This is a genomic window from Myroides albus (assembly GCF_009711045.1).
GTDB classification, from domain to species: Bacteria; Bacteroidota; Bacteroidia; order Flavobacteriales; family Flavobacteriaceae; genus Flavobacterium; species Flavobacterium album_A.
This window is the reverse complement of the sequence record NZ_WMJX01000002.1, coordinates 132,346-150,876: the sequence shown is the minus strand read 5'-3', so window position 1 is coordinate 150,876 and position 18,531 is coordinate 132,346. Positions and strand designations below refer to the sequence as shown.

12 protein-coding genes are annotated in these 18,531 nt (G+C 32.9%); 7 read left to right on the top strand and 5 right to left on the bottom strand.

Annotation, left to right across the window (positions count from 1 at the left end; genetic code table 11):
• Positions 1-3: 3 nt before the first annotated feature.
• From GJV76_RS01925 to GJV76_RS01910, 4 genes are all read left to right on the top strand, one after another.
• Entirely contained in the window at positions 4-1,080 is a 1,077-nt protein-coding gene (locus GJV76_RS01925) for a hypothetical protein (protein ID WP_230381477.1), read from the top strand.
• 3 nt (positions 1,081-1,083) lie between these two features.
• Positions 1,084-2,148, top strand: coding sequence for a hypothetical protein (locus tag GJV76_RS01920; protein ID WP_155090963.1), 1,065 nt, complete (start codon positions 1,084-1,086; stop codon positions 2,146-2,148).
• A 161-nt stretch (positions 2,149-2,309) separates the two neighbouring features.
• On the top strand, positions 2,310-3,383 hold the full coding sequence (locus GJV76_RS01915) for a hypothetical protein (protein ID WP_155090962.1): 1,074 nt from the start codon (positions 2,310-2,312) through the stop codon (positions 3,381-3,383).
• Between the two features lie 48 nt (positions 3,384-3,431).
• The gene (locus GJV76_RS01910; protein ID WP_155090961.1) at positions 3,432-4,526 is read left to right on the top strand and encodes a tetratricopeptide repeat protein; all 1,095 of its coding nucleotides are present in this window, start codon (positions 3,432-3,434) and stop codon (positions 4,524-4,526) included.
• A gap of 31 nt (positions 4,527-4,557) precedes the next feature.
• On the opposite strand, the gene GJV76_RS01905 is transcribed toward GJV76_RS01910, so the two are convergent.
• Positions 4,558-5,769, bottom strand: coding sequence for a hypothetical protein (locus GJV76_RS01905; RefSeq protein WP_155090960.1), 1,212 nt, complete (start codon positions 5,767-5,769; stop codon positions 4,558-4,560).
• Between the two features lie 459 nt (positions 5,770-6,228).
• On the opposite strand from GJV76_RS01905, the gene GJV76_RS01900 reads away from it, so the two are divergent.
• Positions 6,229-7,227, top strand: a complete 999-nt coding sequence (locus GJV76_RS01900) for a 2-hydroxyacid dehydrogenase (protein WP_155090959.1) — start codon at positions 6,229-6,231, stop codon at positions 7,225-7,227.
• Positions 7,228-7,358: 131 nt separating this feature from the next.
• Positions 7,359-10,142 (top strand): DEAD/DEAH box helicase family protein, encoded by a 2,784-nt coding sequence (locus tag GJV76_RS01895; RefSeq protein ID WP_155090958.1) that lies wholly within the window; start codon positions 7,359-7,361, stop codon positions 10,140-10,142.
• Between the two features lie 60 nt (positions 10,143-10,202).
• Here GJV76_RS01895 and GJV76_RS01890 read toward each other — a convergent pair whose 3' ends face one another.
• Positions 10,203-12,569 (bottom strand): outer membrane beta-barrel family protein, encoded by a 2,367-nt coding sequence (locus tag GJV76_RS01890; protein WP_155090957.1) that lies wholly within the window; start codon positions 12,567-12,569, stop codon positions 10,203-10,205.
• A 349-nt stretch (positions 12,570-12,918) separates the two neighbouring features.
• Positions 12,919-15,300: an outer membrane beta-barrel family protein gene (locus GJV76_RS01885; RefSeq protein ID WP_155090956.1), complete on the bottom strand. Its 2,382-nt coding sequence runs from the start codon at positions 15,298-15,300 to the stop codon at positions 12,919-12,921.
• Between the two features lie 783 nt (positions 15,301-16,083).
• On the opposite strand from GJV76_RS01885, the gene GJV76_RS01880 reads away from it, so the two are divergent.
• Positions 16,084-16,368: a helix-turn-helix domain-containing protein gene (locus tag GJV76_RS01880; RefSeq protein WP_155090955.1), complete on the top strand. Its 285-nt coding sequence runs from the start codon at positions 16,084-16,086 to the stop codon at positions 16,366-16,368.
• A 45-nt stretch (positions 16,369-16,413) separates the two neighbouring features.
• Here GJV76_RS01880 and GJV76_RS01875 read toward each other — a convergent pair whose 3' ends face one another.
• Both GJV76_RS01875 and GJV76_RS16110 read right to left on the bottom strand, forming a co-directional pair.
• The gene (locus GJV76_RS01875; RefSeq protein WP_155090954.1) at positions 16,414-17,415 is read right to left on the bottom strand and encodes a beta-ketoacyl-ACP synthase III; all 1,002 of its coding nucleotides are present in this window, start codon (positions 17,413-17,415) and stop codon (positions 16,414-16,416) included.
• Positions 17,416-17,571: 156 nt separating this feature from the next.
• Positions 17,572-18,468 carry a helix-turn-helix domain-containing protein gene (locus tag GJV76_RS16110; RefSeq protein ID WP_160339386.1) on the bottom strand — a complete coding sequence of 299 codons (897 nt, stop codon included), beginning with the start codon at positions 18,466-18,468 and terminating at the stop codon, positions 17,572-17,574.
• Positions 18,469-18,531 lie beyond the last annotated feature (63 nt).

Sequence of the window (18,531 nt, the reverse complement as noted above, 5' to 3'; positions counted from 1 at the left end):
TTAGTGTATCGTTTAGAAATACAGAAAATACTATTAGCTATTGACGAGCATTTTAGTGATGCAGAGTATTGCATGGCTTTGATAAAGCAAGCCATTCAAATTGCGGATAAACACCAGGATTTAGAATGGGGAGTCGATTTGAGATATGATCTCATTCACGAGGAGAGAGCAACTTCTTCTTGTAGTGAAAGTATATCGGCCTTTGCCTGGATATTAAACGTTTGTGATCAGTATCCCGATCAGTTTGATGAAGCTGATTTTATGTTAGAATATCAATGGATGCTTTGTTCAGCTTATAGTAATTCTTCTTTGAGTAAAGAGCAAGTAATGACAATAGGCGATGACTTGTATCGCAGATTAGATCGAAATAATTTATCAAAGCGAGGATATTATTTTACGATGGCTGAGTATGCGCATAATCTTGGAGATTATGAGATGAGCGAATCTTATATCAACAAGGGGATGTTAGAGCCATACGATGAGGAGAATACTGAAGCAAGCGAATATGATTATCGCATAGAGCATTTGTGTTTAATGCAGCGATTTGATGAAGCAGTAGCTGTTATGGATCAAATGGAAATAAAGAAGCTATCCGCTTTTGCACTGCCCTTTGAAACTTATTGTGCGATGGCTTATACGATGGCTCGTGCAAAGGATGAACGTGCGATAGTTTATTTGAATAAAGCTAAGGAGTCATATGAGAAACTAAGAGAGGTCAATAGCTCTATGTTGTATAGTATGGTTAGATATACTTATGCTATGTTTTTGTTAGGAGATTCATATTATTTGACAATGTATGAAAAGATTGCTGAGTGGGAAATCGGTGCAGAAGATGATTTATTGTTTATGCTAAGTAGACACGTAGCTGTGATGTTCTATGATGGGGGAGAGCAGAGGTTGGCTTTGTCATCTAAGTTAGCTTTTTATCAGTCGAGTGATATTTATGACTTGAAGCATGTTTCGACATACTATGAAGCAATAGCTAAAGATCTTGGGGAAAAATTTGATCAACGCAATGATAGTGACTTTGCTACAAATGAGTATAAAGAGTTGCTATTAGAGCGCGATTATAAAATATAAGTAATGAATTACAACTTAGAAATACAAAAGATTCTACTTAAAGTAGAACAAATGGAAAAGTTTAGCGATAAGGTTGTAGCGTTAAAAGAAGCGATACAATTGGCGGATCAGCACAATGATATTGATTGGGGTTTTGATTTGCGTTTAGACCTTATTCGCAAAGAGAGAAATACATCCAAATGCGAGGAGAGTTTCCCTGCTTTTGCATGGATTTTAAATGCAAGTGATACCAATGCTGATTATTTTGATGAGTCTGATTTCTTGTGGGAGTATAAATGGATGTTTTGTTCTGCTTACCGAAATGCATCTATTTCTACAGAACAGATCATGCAGATAGGAGAAGATCTAAAGAGTAGATTAGTCAAGAATGGATATAGCTTACGAGCTTACTACAATGTAATGACAGGCTATTATTTACATTTGAGAGATTATGCGAAAGCACAAGAGTATATTGACTTAGCAGATGGAGAGGTAATAGATGATATGACTAATTGCCCAGCTTGTGAGTTAGATACAAAAGTAGAGGTACTTATGGATACGGGCAGGGTAGAAGAATCATTGGTGAAGGCTAAAGACTTAATCAGTAAGAAATTAACTTGTTATTCAATGCCTTTTCAAACATTTTGTCACTTTGCTTATAAGTTGAATAAGATTGGAGATGAAAGAGCTGAATTGTATTTTGATAAGGCATTAGAAGAATATTACGCTCATGATTCTTATGACAGTTCAGTTGGGTACTCTATGTCTCAATTGATATGCTATATGTACGAAAAGAAGCATCCTGATACTTGGGAGTTCTTTAGTCGCGTTTGTGAATGGCAGATTGGAGCAGAAGATATTCACGTGTATAATTTCTCTAAATATATGGCTTCAATGTTGAAAGATGGAGGAACTCAAGCATTGACTCTATCATCTCAGTTGCCATATTATCGCAGTGACGGTATATATGACTTGTTCGATTTGTACACTCATTTTAAGCAAATAGCTTATAGCTATGCAGATCAGTTTGATCGACGCAATGACTTAAAAGGTGTTTACCGCAAAGAAGTTGATGAAATATTACAATAAAGAAAAAAACGAAAAGATTTATCTTTTCGTTTTTTTGTATTGAAATTTTGGAGAAGTACGGCATTAGTAAAGTACTTTCGTATATTTAAAAGCAGTATTTAAATTTGTTTTTTCGATAAGAAAAACAATATGTTGCTTTAGCTATTATTAGGTATAGTTGAATGGGAAATTATATTTTAGAGATACACAAACTTTTATTAGAAAGTCAAGATCTACCCAATCCAAAGGATAGATTAAAATTACTGAATACTGCAATTGGCATCGCAGATAAGCACAATGATTCAGTTTGGGGATTTGAGACGAGGTTGTTATTGATTAACACAGAGAATTTTACGCCAAGTTCAAAATTGAGTTATCCTGCTTTTGTCTGGATCTTAGAAAAAGTAGACCAAAGCGATAGTCCTTTTGATGAAAAAGAGATCATGGGAGAGTATAAGTGGTTAGCAGCTACTTCATACGGTATTGCAAGTCTTTCAAAAGAGGTTCTTGAGCATATTACTGAGGATTTTAAAAAGAGATTAGTAAGGAATGGCTTTAGCTTAAGGAGTTATCATCATTTGAAAGCTTTAGGGCTTCAGCAGCTTAGAAAATTTGTTGAAGCACGCGAGGTGATAGACCTCATAAAAGAGTCGCCTTTAGATGACCTTTCGGATAATATGCCATTTGAACTATCTCTTGAAGCATATAACTATTTGGGGTTAGAAGATTATGATGCTGCCTTAATCGTTGCTCAGGATTTATTTAATAATCGCTTTTCGTATATTAATACAGCTTTTGAAGCGTATTGTGTATTTGCTTTCGAATTTTATAGAATAAATGACGATAGAAAGGATAAATACTTTGAGTTAGCTAAGGCTAATTTACCTGAGTTTAATGCTCATGATTGTATTACCTACATAAGAGCGAAGATATTGTATATGTATTTATTGCATCAATACGGTCATGAATCGTGTTGGGAACATTTTGAACAAGTATGTATCTGGGAGCATGAGGCAGATGATTTTTACAGTTTCTTTTTCTTGAAATACGCTATTTGTTTACTTAAAGACGGGGGGATAAGAAGTTTTAATTTTCCAACTTATTTACCTTATTATAAAGAGGATGGGATTTATGATTTGTCTGAAATGTTAAGTATCTTTAAAGAGCGAACAATAGGGTATGCAAAACAATTTGATGAGCGAAATGGCAACTGTAATTTCGTCAATGAAACAGTTCGACTTTTTGAAAGTAATTAAGTATTACTATACGATAACGATATAAAAGAAATACAATTTTTTTAAGCTATGGGGATAAATCACAATTTAGAGATTCAGAAACTCTTATTACAGCGAAAACAGGTAGATGATATTCGAGCAGGGATTAAAATCTTAAAGCAAGCTATTCAGATAGCAGATGCTCATCAAGATATTGATTGGGGATTTGATTTGCGATTGCGATTGATGAATGAGGAAGCAGATCTTTTTGAATGTCAAGAGAGTTTTCCTGCTTTTTCGTGGTTGTTAGAGGTGTATGATGCTAACCCTGGTTATTTCGACGACGAGGATTTCTTGTGGTTTTACAATATGATGTTTACTTCCTGTACGGCAAATGCCTCAATTAGTAAACAACAAATGCTCGATATAGCAGAGGATTATAAAAATAAACTCATTAAGGCTAGTTTTAGTTTAAGGTCATATTATCATTTACTTGTTTTATTTTATATTAGAACTAAGGACTTTGAAAAGTCTTTAGAGTTTTTGGAATTAGGTAAAGGCGAAGTAATTGACTCTCTGAGTGGCGGAAGTAATATTGTATGGGAAAAGGAGATTAAAATAGGGAACCTATTAGCATTAGATCGTATAGACGAAGCTTTGTCTGAGATAAGAGAGTTCTTCTTTGTTAGAGATAAACACAATATCACGGCATTTTGTGCGTATTTAGAAATTGCTTTTTACTATTCTAAAATAAATGATCATGAGAATGCATTAGAACACTTAGAAAAGGGTATAGAGCTGTATGATCACGATGGTTTGTATAAAACAAATAGTATAACAACTACCAAAGCCATGTATATGTACCTCCTTTATATTTATGGTAAAGAAGGATATCTTGAACTTTATGAAGAGTTAAGTTCATGGGGTGAAGAAATAGAAGATTTCTCACTGTTTTACTTTAGCAAGTTTGCTGCAGTGATCTTTAGAGATGGCGGTAAAGGTAAGTTAAGTTTATCTCCAAGACTCTCAGTGTACCGTGAAGATGACAATTACGACTTCGCTGTTCTACACGAGTTTTACAAAAATAAAGCATTCGAACTGGCAGATAAATTTGACATAAGAAACGAAAACAATTGGCAAAGGGATGAGTTTGAACGTCTTTTAGTTAATAAATATGTAGAATAGAAAAAAGAGGATATATCCTCTTTTTTCTATTTTAAAATAAGCTTATCTGTCCTTCAGAAGAAGTAGAGTTGTTCTTTTTCTCTTTCTTTTTTCTTTCGGGTTTTGTTGTGTTTTCACCTTCACTATCATTTAGACTGTCTTGTGATGTGTTAAAGACTTCAATCTGCAGATCTAATTCGCTCTCGTCTGATTGATTTGCCTCATGCTGCAAATTTATTGTTGGTATTTCAACAGCTGCCTTTAAATCATCTCGTTTCTCATTACTCAATCCTTTCTTTTGAATGTCAAAATAGGCAGAGAATGGATCTAATTCACTTTTAGAAATAGATTCCTTATTCGTGCAACTATTTGTATCTGAATCGACAGTGAGTTCTAAAATAAGATTGTTGTCATCGTCTAACGACTCTTGATACGCAATCGATTTTGGATCAGTATGATTGCTGTTATCATTATTAATTGAAACAATCGTTGTTTCTTCAACTGTATTGACAATCGTTTGATCAACATCAACTTTTATGTCTTCTTCTTTAGTAACAACATCATCCTCACTATTGCTGTGTTCTACTTCTCTTGTTGGAGTAATTTCATCATAAGAGCCATCGAGTCTAAACTGTATTACATTGGATTGTATATCAATTTCTGGTAAGAAATGATCTGAGCTTCTATCTTGGTCGGGTTCACAATCTTCTTGTATATCTGTTATTTCAGTAGCTAAATCTGATGATGTTTTTTCTTTTGTAGGTTTGAATTTCTTTTGAGAGTTTTCCTCAGTATTAGTCACAACATCATTAAAAGTAAATAACTCTGGGAATATTACATTTTTCGCTTGTTGGTGGCTATTGATATGTAAGTCTATAGTTTCTTCTTCCTCTTCATTAAAATCATCTTCTTTGGCAAAGATGTCGACCTTACTATGAAGCTCATTGATGAGCTTTTTTATTTTTTTTATGTGTGGACTATCGTTAAAGATTCCTTTTTCTTCTACTGATTCTACTAATTTATATAGAGAGTAGGCTTCGTGATACTTTAAAACTAATGAATGTTTTTTGTTGTGATCCAGTATCGAAACTTGCTTCTGAATATTTTTTGCCTTGTCCTCTAACTTAGTTATTAGGTCTTCTTTTACACTTATAAGAAGTGCATCTGTAACATTCTCAACGACATAGTCGTCTGTTTGTTTTATCATTTTGATAACAGTCAGAAGAACATCATTATTAAGTTTGAGTTGAATTTTTGCGATCATTGTTGCGTATTGAAAAAGCTTGTTTTACATAGAAAATGGGAAGCACAAAATAATGAAAAAATATTGGAAGAACTATTTAAAAGCCGTAGAAATTATCAGTGATTAAGTCTGGTATTTATCAGTTGACAATTAGAGAGAGAAAGCTTATTTCTACTCTTTTTTATTTGTGAAAAGAGTATGTGGAATTTCTGAAATTATCCAGCTTTAAAAAGGTGAAATTGCTTTTGTTTTAAGACAAATGTCCTTTTAGTTAACAAATGTTTTATAAGAGGGGCATAAATTTGCATAGATAGAGTATTTGAGTATAATTAATGTGAAAAATATAAAAATATCAAAGTATTATGTGAATTATATTAAGTAACTTTATGAAGCAATAAAAAGGGAGCACTGAATATGAATTTTTATGTTTGGTGTATTATTGATTTAATTTATAAATATTAATACTTAAAGGATTAGGCTATGAAAATTGCATTTTTTTCTTCACAACCTTATGACATTACTTTTTTCAACAAATGTAATAAAGACTTTAATTTTGAATTGGAGTATTTTGATATCGGATTAGATGATCAAACTGTGAATTTAATAACTGAGGATGTTGACACTGTTTGTGTTTTTGTAAATGACAAGGTAGATGCCGCAGTAATAGAAAAACTTAGCGAGAAAAAGGTAAAGTATATTGCTTTGCGTTGTGCGGGTTTTAATAATGTGGATTTAGAAACAGCACATAAATTTGGTATTAAGGTATGTAGAGTTCCTGCATATTCACCAGAAGCAGTAGCTGAGCATACATTAGCAATGTTGTTTACATTGAATAGAAAAATTCACAAGGCTTATAACCGTGTACGTGAGCAAAACTTTTCTTTAAATGGACTTTTAGGTACTAATATTTACAAGAAGACTGTAGGTGTTATCGGTACTGGTAATATTGGTGCAGTGTTCTGTCGAATGATGAAAGCGCTGGGAACAGAAGTACTTGCATATGATTTGTATCCTAATGATAAATTAAAAGCAGAGGGAATTAGATATGTTGAGTTAGATGAAATATTTGCTAAGTCTGATATTATTTCACTTCACTGTCCTTTGACTCCTGAAACAATGCACGTTATTAATCCAGAGTCTATTGAGAAAATGAAAGAGGGAGTTATATTGATTAATACAAGTAGAGGTAAGTTAATTGATACGCGAGCAACTATTCAAGGGTTGCGAGCTAAAAAGATTGGAGCATTGGGTATCGATGTTTACGAGCAAGAAGAAAATGTATTCTTTAGAGATTTATCAGGAACAATCCTTGAAGATGAGAGATTGCAATTGTTAACTTCTTTTCCAAATGTATTGGTAACAGCTCACCAAGCATTCTTTACAGACGAAGCACTAACTCAAATCGCCTATGTAACTTTAGACAATTTAAAACAACTACAAGCTACAAATAAAATTGAAGGGCGAAATGCTGAATTATAAAAGGTAGTAAAACTATCATAGTTTTTTGTTGAAGCAAATTGGAATAATTGTTATTATTTCAATTTGCTTTTTTTATTACTTTAGTTTGAAGAATAAATTAAGGCTTACGGCTTAATTAGATAAGATATATTTTGAAAAGGTTTCCTGCAGAAATTCAGTTTAAGTACCCTTGGCGTAGTTATCAACAAAGAGTATTGGATAATTTACAAAAACACTTAACTGATAATAAACTTCATGTGGTAGCACCTCCTGGCTCTGGAAAAACAGTATTAGGGTTAGAGGTGATGCTTCGATTGAATCGTCCAACATTAATATTAGCTCCGACAGTTGCTATTCGAAATCAATGGGTTGATAGATTCTGTGAGTTGTTTTTAAATACAGATCAAGTACCAGATTGGATTTCGTATAGTTTATTCGATCCTAAATTTGTTACTGTATCTACCTATCAAGGACTGTTTGCCTCCTTTAGTAGAATGGAAGAAAGTTCAGAAGACTTAGCTATAGACAATATTGAAGAAGTTAAAGTTAGCAAACGCGATGCATCAAGAATTGTTGCACTTTTAAAGCAATTGGAAGTAAAGACGTTAATAGTAGATGAAGCACACCATTTAAAGAATGAATGGTGGAAAGCACTTAATTATGTCGTCCAGGAGATAAAACCAACTGTTGTCGGTTTAACAGCTACCCCGCCTTATGATGTAACAATAAGTGAATGGTCCAGATATTGTGAACTCAATGGACCTATTGATGAAGAGATATTTGTTCCAGAACTTGTTTTAGCTGGTGATTTATGTCCTCATCAAGATTTTATTTATTTTAATATTCCCAAAAGAGAAGAAAGTAAAACGATATTAGATAATCGAGCAAGGATAAATGAGATATATGAAAAGCTAAAGAGTGATATTACTTTATTAGAGGATATAGAGGGTTTGTCATTTATGCAGAGCCCCAAGGAGTACTTGTATTGGATATATGATAATTTAGAGTTTTATATGGCCTGCGTTATCTATGTGCATCAGTTTCGCAGTGAGATAAATGATGAACATTTGTTGGTCTTAGGTAATAGAACGGCTAAAGTACCTACTTTGAATTATGATTGGATGCAGAAGTTATTGGAATTTTACTGCTTTAAATCAAAGCCTTTTTTTGTGGAAGATGAGCGATATACAGTGGAGGAATATGAGGAAAAAGTAGAGCATATGCTAAATCGACTTAGACGTTATGGTGCAATGAGTAATAAGTTAATCCGTTTCACCAATAGTTTAAAGGAGAATACACTGTTGAGTTCAAGTGTAAATAAGCTCAATAGCATTGTTGATATCGTTGAGTTTGAGAAAGATTGCTTGGGGGCAGATTTACGCATGGTTATCTTAAGTGATTTTATTCGAAAAGAATATCATGTGAGTAGTGAAGTAAACGATGTGGTACATCAGAAATTAGGGGTTGTTCCAATTTTTGAACAAATTAGACGAAGAGTTTCTTCTACAAATCGCCTTGGTGTACTTACTGGATCTTTGATTATCATGCCATTATCTGCTAAAAACAGGTTTACAGAACTACTTCATATTCGCAAGGTAGATGAGGTAATGCTCAAACCATTGATGTATGATGGTAGTTATGTAGAAGTAAGTCTTGTAGATCGTATAAAAAACGATATCATTAGTATTATTACCCGTCTTTTTGAAGAAGGAGAGATTGAAGTTTTAATTGGAACTAAGTCTCTTTTAGGCGAAGGGTGGGATGCCCCAGCTATAAATAGTTTGATCTTGGCAAGTTTTGTAGGTTCTTATGTTTCCTCAAATCAAATGAGAGGGCGTGCAATTAGAGCGCAGAGAGATAATCCTTTAAAGACAGCAAATATTTGGCATTTAGTTACTTTCAATGCTGACCTTGAAGACGGCGGGAGTGATAGGAAAACGCTAATTAGACGATTTAAGAGTTTTGTAGGGGTATCTAACCACGAATGTATTGACGATGTTTTTATTTCAAACGGAACAGCTCGATTAGGTCTATCTCACTCCTTACTTACAGAAGACGATATTAAGGAGCAGAATAGCTTTACCTATACGGTAGCATCAGATAGGAGTAATCTAATGAATCGTTGGCTCTCCGCTACTCAAAAAGGACAAAGATTGGTTCATGCTATAGGAATACCCTTTGCTGTGTACAATAGTTCATTGCAAGTAAATTCAGTAGTATTTGAAAATAGTGAGGATGCTCGAGTTTTTTATACTAATAAAACATTAGCTCATCTAAAGTATTCTTATCGGGTTTTAATATTAGGTACATTAGTCAATTGTATTGCTTTTGCACTTCAGTATTATTTATTTCAACTTTCCTTGTATCATTTGTTGTACTTCGCTTTAGAAGTCATTGTGTTTGCTTATTTCCTAAAAATTAGAGAAAAGAGAAAACGCTATAGTTCGTTAGCAAGGAAGTATGTAGATATTGGTGATGATATTGCTGCCATTGCTAAAGCAGTAACTTTAACATTGGAGCGATATAAGTTGATTCTAACTCCTTTTTCAGAGTTAGATATAGTAGTTAAGAAGAGTAGTAATGGAGGGGTTTCTTGCAGTTTAGAAGGAGGTACCGTTTTAGAAGGGAATTTGTTTAGTGACTGTATACAGGAATTATTTAGCCCTATTGAGAATCCCCGCTATGTGATAGAGCGAAGAACGTTTCTAGCTTTAAAGGGGAATTTTAGGGATTATCACGCTGTTCCTACTTGTTTAGGTGTAAGAAAAGAGATGGTATCTTACTTTTCGCAAAAGTGGTCAGAACTTGTAGGGGAGAATAGAATAATTTTTACCCGAACTGTTATGGGAAGAAGTAAGTTGTTGTCTGCAAGGGTTAATAGCTTATCTAATAAATTAGATAATGAGCCTTTAGTAGATGAAAATATATGGGTATAAAAGATAGGGGAATACTCAAAAGAGCTTCCCCTATTTTTACTAACTAATTTTATAGATGCACTATTGACTTCTACTTTTATCTTCGAAGTTTGCTTCTTGAATTACCTTTTTATTCTTATTGTTTCCAAAGTTATAAGTTGCACTAATGGAAACTCTACGTGAACTCCACTCATTGTAAAAGGTTTGTGTGTTATCTGTATAATACATTGTTCCAGAGCTCTTACCTGTATTGAATATATCCGATAGAGTTAGATTAAGGTTTAGTTTTTTATCTAATAGGTTTAGTTTCATTCCCGTAGACAAAGTTTTATAAGCATTATATCTTGAATTGTCTTCTTTGTTTGGTAGCATATGATACCAGTTTAGAAATACTTTGACTGTTTTTGCCTCGTTTATATTGAATGTGTTTTGGGAGTAGTAGGCAAATGTTGAACCCTGCATTCCTTTTAGTGTTGAATCTTTAGAATAATATGGAGAAGAAAAATAATAGTCAGCCCCTGTGTTAGTTTCCCACCACGGTAGTATTTTATTGCTGTAAGAAATATCAAATCCATAGTTGTCACTATTTAACATATTGTACCATGACTCTGTAAAGTATCCATTTTCAAATACGCTTAATACATCAAAGGAGTTAGATACATGATAGTAGTTTAAAGTTAATGATAGAGCACCATTGAAGATATAGCTTAGTTCATAGTTGTCTGTAAATGAGGGGGCCAAATTCGGGTTACCTGTTGTATAAGAATAGGTATTTCCATAGTATTTAAATGGGTTTAAGATACTTGAATTGGGTCTATTGATTCGCTTAGAGTAGTTAAAACTCAAGGCATGGTCATCACTTGGTGTGTACGTTAGGTAAGCGGTAGGAAACCATTTGTTATAAGATTTGGTAAACTGGCTATTGTCATTTTGTAGTTTGCCTTCAATTTTAGTTTGTTCAAATCTCATTCCAGCTTTTACTTCCCACTTATCACTCAGTTTCTTGCTTAAACTTAGATATGCGGCATAGTTATCTTCACTATAATTGAATTTATTACTTTTTGTAGGGTCATAAACCTTTTGTTCATTTTCGAAGGTATAGAAATACACTTTTGATTTGTTGTCAAAGTTTGTGTATTTAGCACCAGTTTCGAGATTGATCCATTTGAGGTCATAGTTTAAATCTATATTAGCACTCCAAACATTGTAGTTTAGTGCGCTTTGGTTTATCAGTTGATTTAGTATGGCGTTGGTAGCATTGTAATCATTAATGTAATTTGTATTATCAGGTGAGTTGTTAAAGTAGTTCACTCCGAAAGCTAATTTGTTTCCGAGTGTATCCAGTTTTTGGTCATAGAATACATTTAGAGTATGATATGAGGTTGGGTTATCTGTGTAATTTAACGAAGTTAACACTGAGTCATTCATTACTCGGGGTACAGTGAAGTATTCTATTTGTGAGTACTTAGTATAATCATTTTTCGATGAGGTATAATTATACGATGCACCTATTAATGCTAAGTCTGTAACTTGATAGTTTACTGTAAAGTCAACGCTTTTTTGTTTGTACTTGCCCGTTAACTCTCCATTGTTTTCTAATCCATTAGTAACACCTGTATAACTATAGCCATTTTTATTTTTATTTCGCCCATCGTAATTGTTGGCTTTTAACGATAAGTTCCACTTGTTTTTTTGATAGTTAATATTTCCATTCGCTCCAATATTTCTCTTGTTGTTATAGGAAAAACTACTGCCTATTGACCCATATAGACCTTGTCGTCTGTTTTTCTTTAAAACAATATTAATTAGTCCACTATTTCCTGAGGCCTCATATTTGGCTGGAGGAGTAGTTATTACTTCTATTTTTTCTATATCATCTGATCGCAATGTCTTTAAGTAATTAGCTAAGGCCTCTCCGCTTAAATGAACAATCTTTTCATTTATCATTATGGTAACACTGCTTTTACCTACAATAGATATTTTGTCATTTTGCACTTTTATCATTGGAGTATTTGCTAAGGTTTCTATTGCGTCCATCCCTTGAGAAGAGATACTATTTGCTGTATTGAAAACCAATCGATCAACTTTGCGTTCTATTAATTTTTTCTCTGACTTCAGTACAATCTCCTCTAATTGTTTATTGCTTTCAATAAGAATGTCTTTCAACACAAGGTCTTGGTTTAAATCAATTGGTTGACTATTGAGTACTTCACCTAAATAGAGTACTTTCAGGATGTATTTTCCTTTTGCGATATTTTCTAAAGAAAAGGTTCCTGTTTCGGATGAAAAAGACTGTTTTATTAGCTTATCATCATTCTGAATTAGTTGTACCTCCGCATAGTCAAGTGGAGTATGATCTTGTTGTAAGACTCTACCTTTAATTGAATTTTGTGCCCATATTGAGGTGTAGCAGAACAAGGAAAGGAAAATTATTATTAATTTTTTCATAGTTTATTTTTTTGGTGATCGCTATAAAGGTGTTTGTAAAGGAATCGGCTATTTAGTATTCTTTGTTTATATTATTTTATACTTATCAACAGTTATTATTAAACTTATCAACAGTACTTATTTTATTTGTTTATAACTTAATGGTTAATTCGAAATAGGTGTGTTAAGTATGTTTTTTATAATGATAAGTTAGTGATTAATTGGTTTATATTGAATTATTTTATTTTTTTAATTGTTGATAAATAAGGTGGTTATTGTCTGTTATGAGTGTTTTTATGCTTGTTATATCCTTAGTTATCTACAAAGTTATTGACATCATTAAGCAAAAGTTTTTATTACACTTTACTTTCTATTTTCTACTTTTCTCATCAGTATTTCCCCCTTGGTGATCTGTAACTTTGATTTTACTATTTCCAAAGGAATAACTAATACCTATATTGACGTATCTATTATCATAGTTGTTCTTATAAGACTGATTGATCCCATTTGTTTTAGTCGAAACTTTTTGCGTACTCGTATTAAAAATGTCGTTGGCATATATAGATAGATTAAGTTTTTTGTTCATCATGGCATATTTTAGGCCTAAACTCAAGGCGTGAGAAGGGTTGATTGCCCACATATTTTCTCTGATTTTAGGTTGATACCAATAATCCACTTGAGCATTAAGAGTTTTATCTGAATTTAGATATACTGTATTATTAGCTGTAAAATACATTCCACCACCATCTCTTACATCTAAGTTTACATCCTTTAGTAGCTTAGATGTCGAATAGAAGAAGTATCCCCCTATTTGAGATTGTAACCATGGGATTGTATTAAAAGAGTAATTGATATTCGCATTAAATCCTTCAGAGTCGATTATATTTTCTCTTATGTATATCTGCATATTTGTCGATTCTTCTACCATAGGGTATTGTGAGAATCTATCTTTTGTTTTGCTATATGATATCGATGTTGTTAGCTTTCCTTTATAGATATGACTTAACTCAATATTATCTGTGAAAGCGGGAGTTATTTTTGGGTTCCCTCCAGCAACGCTATATTGAGTGATATACCATTTGAATGGGTTTAATTCCCAGAATGCAGGTCGGTATATACGTCTATTGTAGTTAATAGAGAATGAGTTATTGTCATTTAAGTTATAAGTAAGGTAAAGGGTTGGAAATAGTTTCGTGTAATCTTTTTTATTCTCTGTATTGTACACTTTTGAAGTACCTGTAGTTTGTGTGTTTTCTACTCGCATACCTACTTGCATAGATAGCTTGTCATTAAATTCTTTAGAAGCACTGAAGTATGCGGCTTGTGTATTTTCTTGATATTTGAAATTGTCTTTTTGATTGTGATCTTCAATAGCTATGCCTGAAGAAAGGTCAAAGAAATCGGATTTGTTTCTTGTGGTTACAAAGCTCGCTTTTACTCCATATGATAGTTTAAACCATTTTAGCGGTTGTTCCATATCTATCTTTGCGCTGAAGTTGTCAATGATTTGATCTCCACTTGTCGAAGCTATGAACATATTATCAGGAGAGTTATTAACACCCTGTGTTTTTGTGTTGAAAACCCTGTTTTTATAATTGTTGTAGTTGAAGTAATCTACATCCATAGTTAGTTTAGTACCCACAGTATCAATGTTGTGTATTAGGTGTAGATTTGCAGATTGATTGTTGATATCTCCTGTGTTTTTAGCGTTTGTATAGATGTTTTGAATATAGTTATGCACATGGTTATCAACAATAATTTGACCATTATCATCAAACTTAGGATTGCCAATGCTCCCCATATATTGAACTCCTATTGATGTCTTTTCACTGATCTGATAATCAAATTGGAAGTTACCCGATAATCTATCGTTGTTGTTAAAGCGTCTTGACTTTCCGTTCCAAGTTTCGTTCGCATAAAACACTGTTGAGTTTTCTATGACTTGTGACATTCCTTTTGAGCCACTAATATTGGCTTTAAAGGAGATTTTTCCTTGATTATAGCTAAATACGTCACTGAATCTATACGTTGCTTTATGACCAGTAAATACCCCAGTACTTATTTGATTGTTCCACGCATTGGGTTGATTTTCTTTTAGCACAATATTGATTAATCCACTGTTTCCTTCTGCATCATATTTTGCGGGTGGTGTTGTGATTACTTCTATTTTTTTGATGTTGTCAGAGGGGATACTTTTTAAGTATTGCATTAATTCTTCACCTGTAAGCTGTACAAGCTTATCATTTATCATGACACGTACACTGCTCTTTCCTATTAGACTTATGGATTGAGTGTCTACTTTAAGACCAGGTGTTATTTTTAGTAAATCGACAGCATCATTGTTAGTGGCGTGCACTGAATTTTCAATATTGAATACTGTTCGGTCAAGTTTTTTTTCGTAAATCCTCGTAGGAGATTTTATGACAATTTCCTCTAATTGGGTGTCATTCTCGATGACTATAGTACCTAAGTCGATCGAATGATCTACTTCCAAAGTGTTTTCATACTGTTTTAAGCCATTGCTGTAAATCTGAATAGTGTAAGTTCGATCTTTTACATCTTCAATGCTAAAAAGGCCATTTTCAGTTGTATAGGTTTGGTTGATTAAGGCTCCATTTGAATCTAATAGATATATTTCTGCAAAGTCAATCGCTTTGTTACTCTTTGTTTGTAGGTTTCCCTTAATTGAGTTTTGAGCATTTATATTTGCTGTGAAAAATAAAGCAGTGGCCAATAGTAGTGTAGATTTCATATTTGTCTATTCGTTTAATACAGTTAGTCTATACGATTAGTATGCCGCTTTTTATTTGTTTGTTAATTAATTGGATTATAGTGTTTTATGTTTTTGTTTGTTTTGTGTTTTGTTCATTTTCGAACAGTTTTTTTGCGGAAATGGACATGCTTATACAGTGAGTTTAGCTAAGCAGTTATCGTTTGAGAGAAAAATTCACCTTGATCCGTTGTTACACAAAAAGGTATTTAAATGAACTTAATTATTTTGAATAACTTTTTTACTTCCAACTTATTAGGTAGTTTATTTATTATAATTCACGACTGTCGTGTGCTGTTTTAGTAGGGTATTCTATTTTAGAATAGCATCAGTATAGGGTTATCTTTATGTGATTGTTTATATGCATTTCTTTGCAGAATGGTCACAATTATTGCAATGAATGAGAGAAGTTTATTATAAGCTGCGGTGATTGTGCTTTGGGATGCGGTTAAGTGGAATTGTAGACGTAGGGTTATTTTATTTTTAGTGGAAGTAATCTATGAATGAAGGTTAAACTATGTCAGTAGAATGAATTTTGTACTTTCCTTATTCATATTTGTTTTTTTAAGTTGAAAATATTGTGTTTACTAACCTTTTTTAGTAATTATTAAAAGAACTATTAAGAAGCTTTGTGCTATTTTGATAAATAGTGCGTTTAAATGTTGTAATATATTTATTTTTTGGTATTGAATGTTGGGAGAAATGTCTTATTTTTGTAGAAGTAAAAGTAATAGGAAAAATTAGTATTTTTTAGTTTAAGGAAGTATGGAAACAGACAAAATTAAGAGTAGAAGAAAGAGTTTAGGTTTCTCTCAAGAGTATGTTGCTATGAAATTGGGTATTTCACAAAAAGCATATTCTGACATAGAAAGTGGAAAGACTAAGCTAAAGACAGAAGTGTTAAATGAAATTGCCGTAATTCTGGAGATTTCCCCATATTCGGTGTGTCCTATTTCTTGTGACTGTACAAGGGATTTAGAGAGAAAACACAGTGATTTAGTAAGTTATCTTGTAGAAAAAGGTATTGATATTCCAAAAGAATATATGTAAAACAGTAAATAGGGAATAAAAAAGAGGGTGATATCACCCTCTTTTTTATATAGTCCATGTTAGTAAGCTCGCTCCCCAAGAGAAGCCTGCTCCAAATGCAGTTAGTAACAGAGTATCTCCTTTTTGTATTTTATCTCTGTTTTCCCAGATACAAAGTGGAATTGTTGCTGCGATTGTATTTCCGTAATAAGCAATATTGTGTAAGGCTTTGTATTCTTCGAGGTTAATCTCTTTTCCAACAGCATCTATAATTCTTTTATTAGCCTGATGTGGAACTAACCATGAAATATTATCTACTGATAGATTGTTTCGATGAAGTAAATCCATACAAACCTCAGACATTCCTTTTACTGCATTTTTGAATACAACTTTACCATCTTGTTTTAGATAGGTTTTGTTAGTGTCAAATCCATCTATATTAAATGGATAGAGAGATCCTCCACCTTCGATGTTTAAGTATTCTTTTCCAAGTCCATTACTTAACAATAAAGCATCTTGGATTCCTGAAGTCGAATTAGGTTCTAACCATACCACGCCAGCTCCATCGCCAAATAAAATATTGGTGTTTCTGTCTTTTATGTCTACATAGGCACTTATTTTATCGGCTCCTACAACTAAGACGTTTTTGTACCTTCCAGTTTCGATAAGAGATGCTCCCATGTCTAAAGCAAATAAGAAACCTGAGCAAGCAGCATTCATATCGAAGGCCCAAACGTTCTCAATGCCAAGTTTTCCACAAATAATATTAGCTGTTGAAGGCATTGGCATATCTGGTGTTGAGGTGGCAACAATTAGTGCGTCTATTTTACTCTTATCCTTTTTGTAGTTTGTCAAGAGATCTTCGATGGCTTTTACTGCCATATCAGAAGTAGCTAAACCTTGATCTAATATTCTTCTTTCTTTTATTCCTGTTCTTTTGGTAATCCATTCATCCGTTGTATCGGATATTTTTTCTAAATCAGCATTGGTGCGTTTGTTTGTAGGAACATAACCTCCAATTGCCGTGATAGAAGCATATGTGTGTTTGTGAGTAATATTGTTGTTCATTTTTATAGCATCTTTATTTCAAATAACAATAAAAAGAAGTCAAATTTGGGTTGACTTTTTCTCCTCAAAGGTCTATCTTTTTTCTGTTTTTTAAGTAGATAATTAAACGTTTAAATTTGTAAAAAAGACGTTTTTATACCAAGTGCTTCTATAAAATTATGATAAATTTTTGAATTTAGAAGGGGCTATCTTCGTATGCGTTTTAAAGAATTTACTGAACATCGCAACATCTGTAAAATTCAACTCTGATACGATTTCAGTGATTGTTGTTTTGGGATTTCTTAAGAGTACTTTTGCTTCCAAAATAATGGTATCAGATATGAATTGTTTAGGCGTTTTATTTAAAACTTCTACAATTACCTTTGTTAGGTGTTTTCTACTGATATACAATTGATCTGCATAAAATTGTACACTGCGTTCTTTTTTGAAATGTGTTGCGACTAAGTAGATGAATTGCTTTGTTATTTCTTCTTTTCGTATGGGTTTTGGTTTATTTCTTTCAAGTATCGATTTGCCATAAAAATTTCCAATTTCATACATCAGTATTGAAAAGTGATGTAGTACAAGATTTTTTGCAAATAAGTTATCACTAAGGTACCCCAGTTTCTTTAGTTTGTGTAGGTGGTAGTTAACTTCTCTTAAGCAAGCTCGATCAAGTGAGATAACTTTAGGATACTCAGAAGAGAGAAATTGGACCAATGTATCAGCTTTAAGGTGAAAACCTGCTTCTAAAAATAGATCTGAATCTATGAAGGTTGTTTTTACCGCAAATTCTTTAGAAAATTCTTTAATTTCAAAAAACTGATTGGAGAGAACTACTAATAGGTCGTCTTTTTTGATGACACGGGGCTCCAAATTAATGGTAATTTCACATTGACCAGCGGTAACTAAAATAAGGCCGAATGTATTGAATTGATATGGTTTGTTTACAATAAAGTACTGTTTGTATTTTGGCCCAATGTCTAAGACAGCTAAACGTTTATCGGTTAAAACATTCTCGTAGCGTTTAATGATATCTTTATGTGAGTATACTTGTATATGAGATCTTGGCACGGTGACTTTTGTTTAATGGATGGTAAATTTATGAGTTCTCTAATGAATAGTAGTTAACATAGA

What these genes read in the sequence shown, in the direction of transcription:
- GJV76_RS01910 (WP_155090961.1), top strand. Translation starts at nt 3,432, where the DNA reads ATGGGGATAAATCACAATTTAGAGATTCAGAAACTCTTATTACAGCGA.
- GJV76_RS01885 (WP_155090956.1), bottom strand. Translation starts at nt 15,300, where the DNA reads ATGAAATCTACACTACTATTGGCCACTGCTTTATTTTTCACAGCAAAT.
- GJV76_RS01915 (WP_155090962.1), top strand. Translation starts at nt 2,310, where the DNA reads ATGGGAAATTATATTTTAGAGATACACAAACTTTTATTAGAAAGTCAA.
- GJV76_RS01900 (WP_155090959.1), top strand. Translation starts at nt 6,229, where the DNA reads ATGAAAATTGCATTTTTTTCTTCACAACCTTATGACATTACTTTTTTC.
- GJV76_RS01905 (WP_155090960.1), bottom strand. Translation starts at nt 5,769, where the DNA reads ATGATCGCAAAAATTCAACTCAAACTTAATAATGATGTTCTTCTGACT.
- GJV76_RS01920 (WP_155090963.1), top strand. Translation starts at nt 1,084, where the DNA reads ATGAATTACAACTTAGAAATACAAAAGATTCTACTTAAAGTAGAACAA.
- GJV76_RS01890 (WP_155090957.1), bottom strand. Translation starts at nt 12,569, where the DNA reads ATGAAAAAATTAATAATAATTTTCCTTTCCTTGTTCTGCTACACCTCA.
- GJV76_RS01880 (WP_155090955.1), top strand. Translation starts at nt 16,084, where the DNA reads ATGGAAACAGACAAAATTAAGAGTAGAAGAAAGAGTTTAGGTTTCTCT.
- GJV76_RS01875 (WP_155090954.1), bottom strand. Translation starts at nt 17,415, where the DNA reads ATGAACAACAATATTACTCACAAACACACATATGCTTCTATCACGGCA.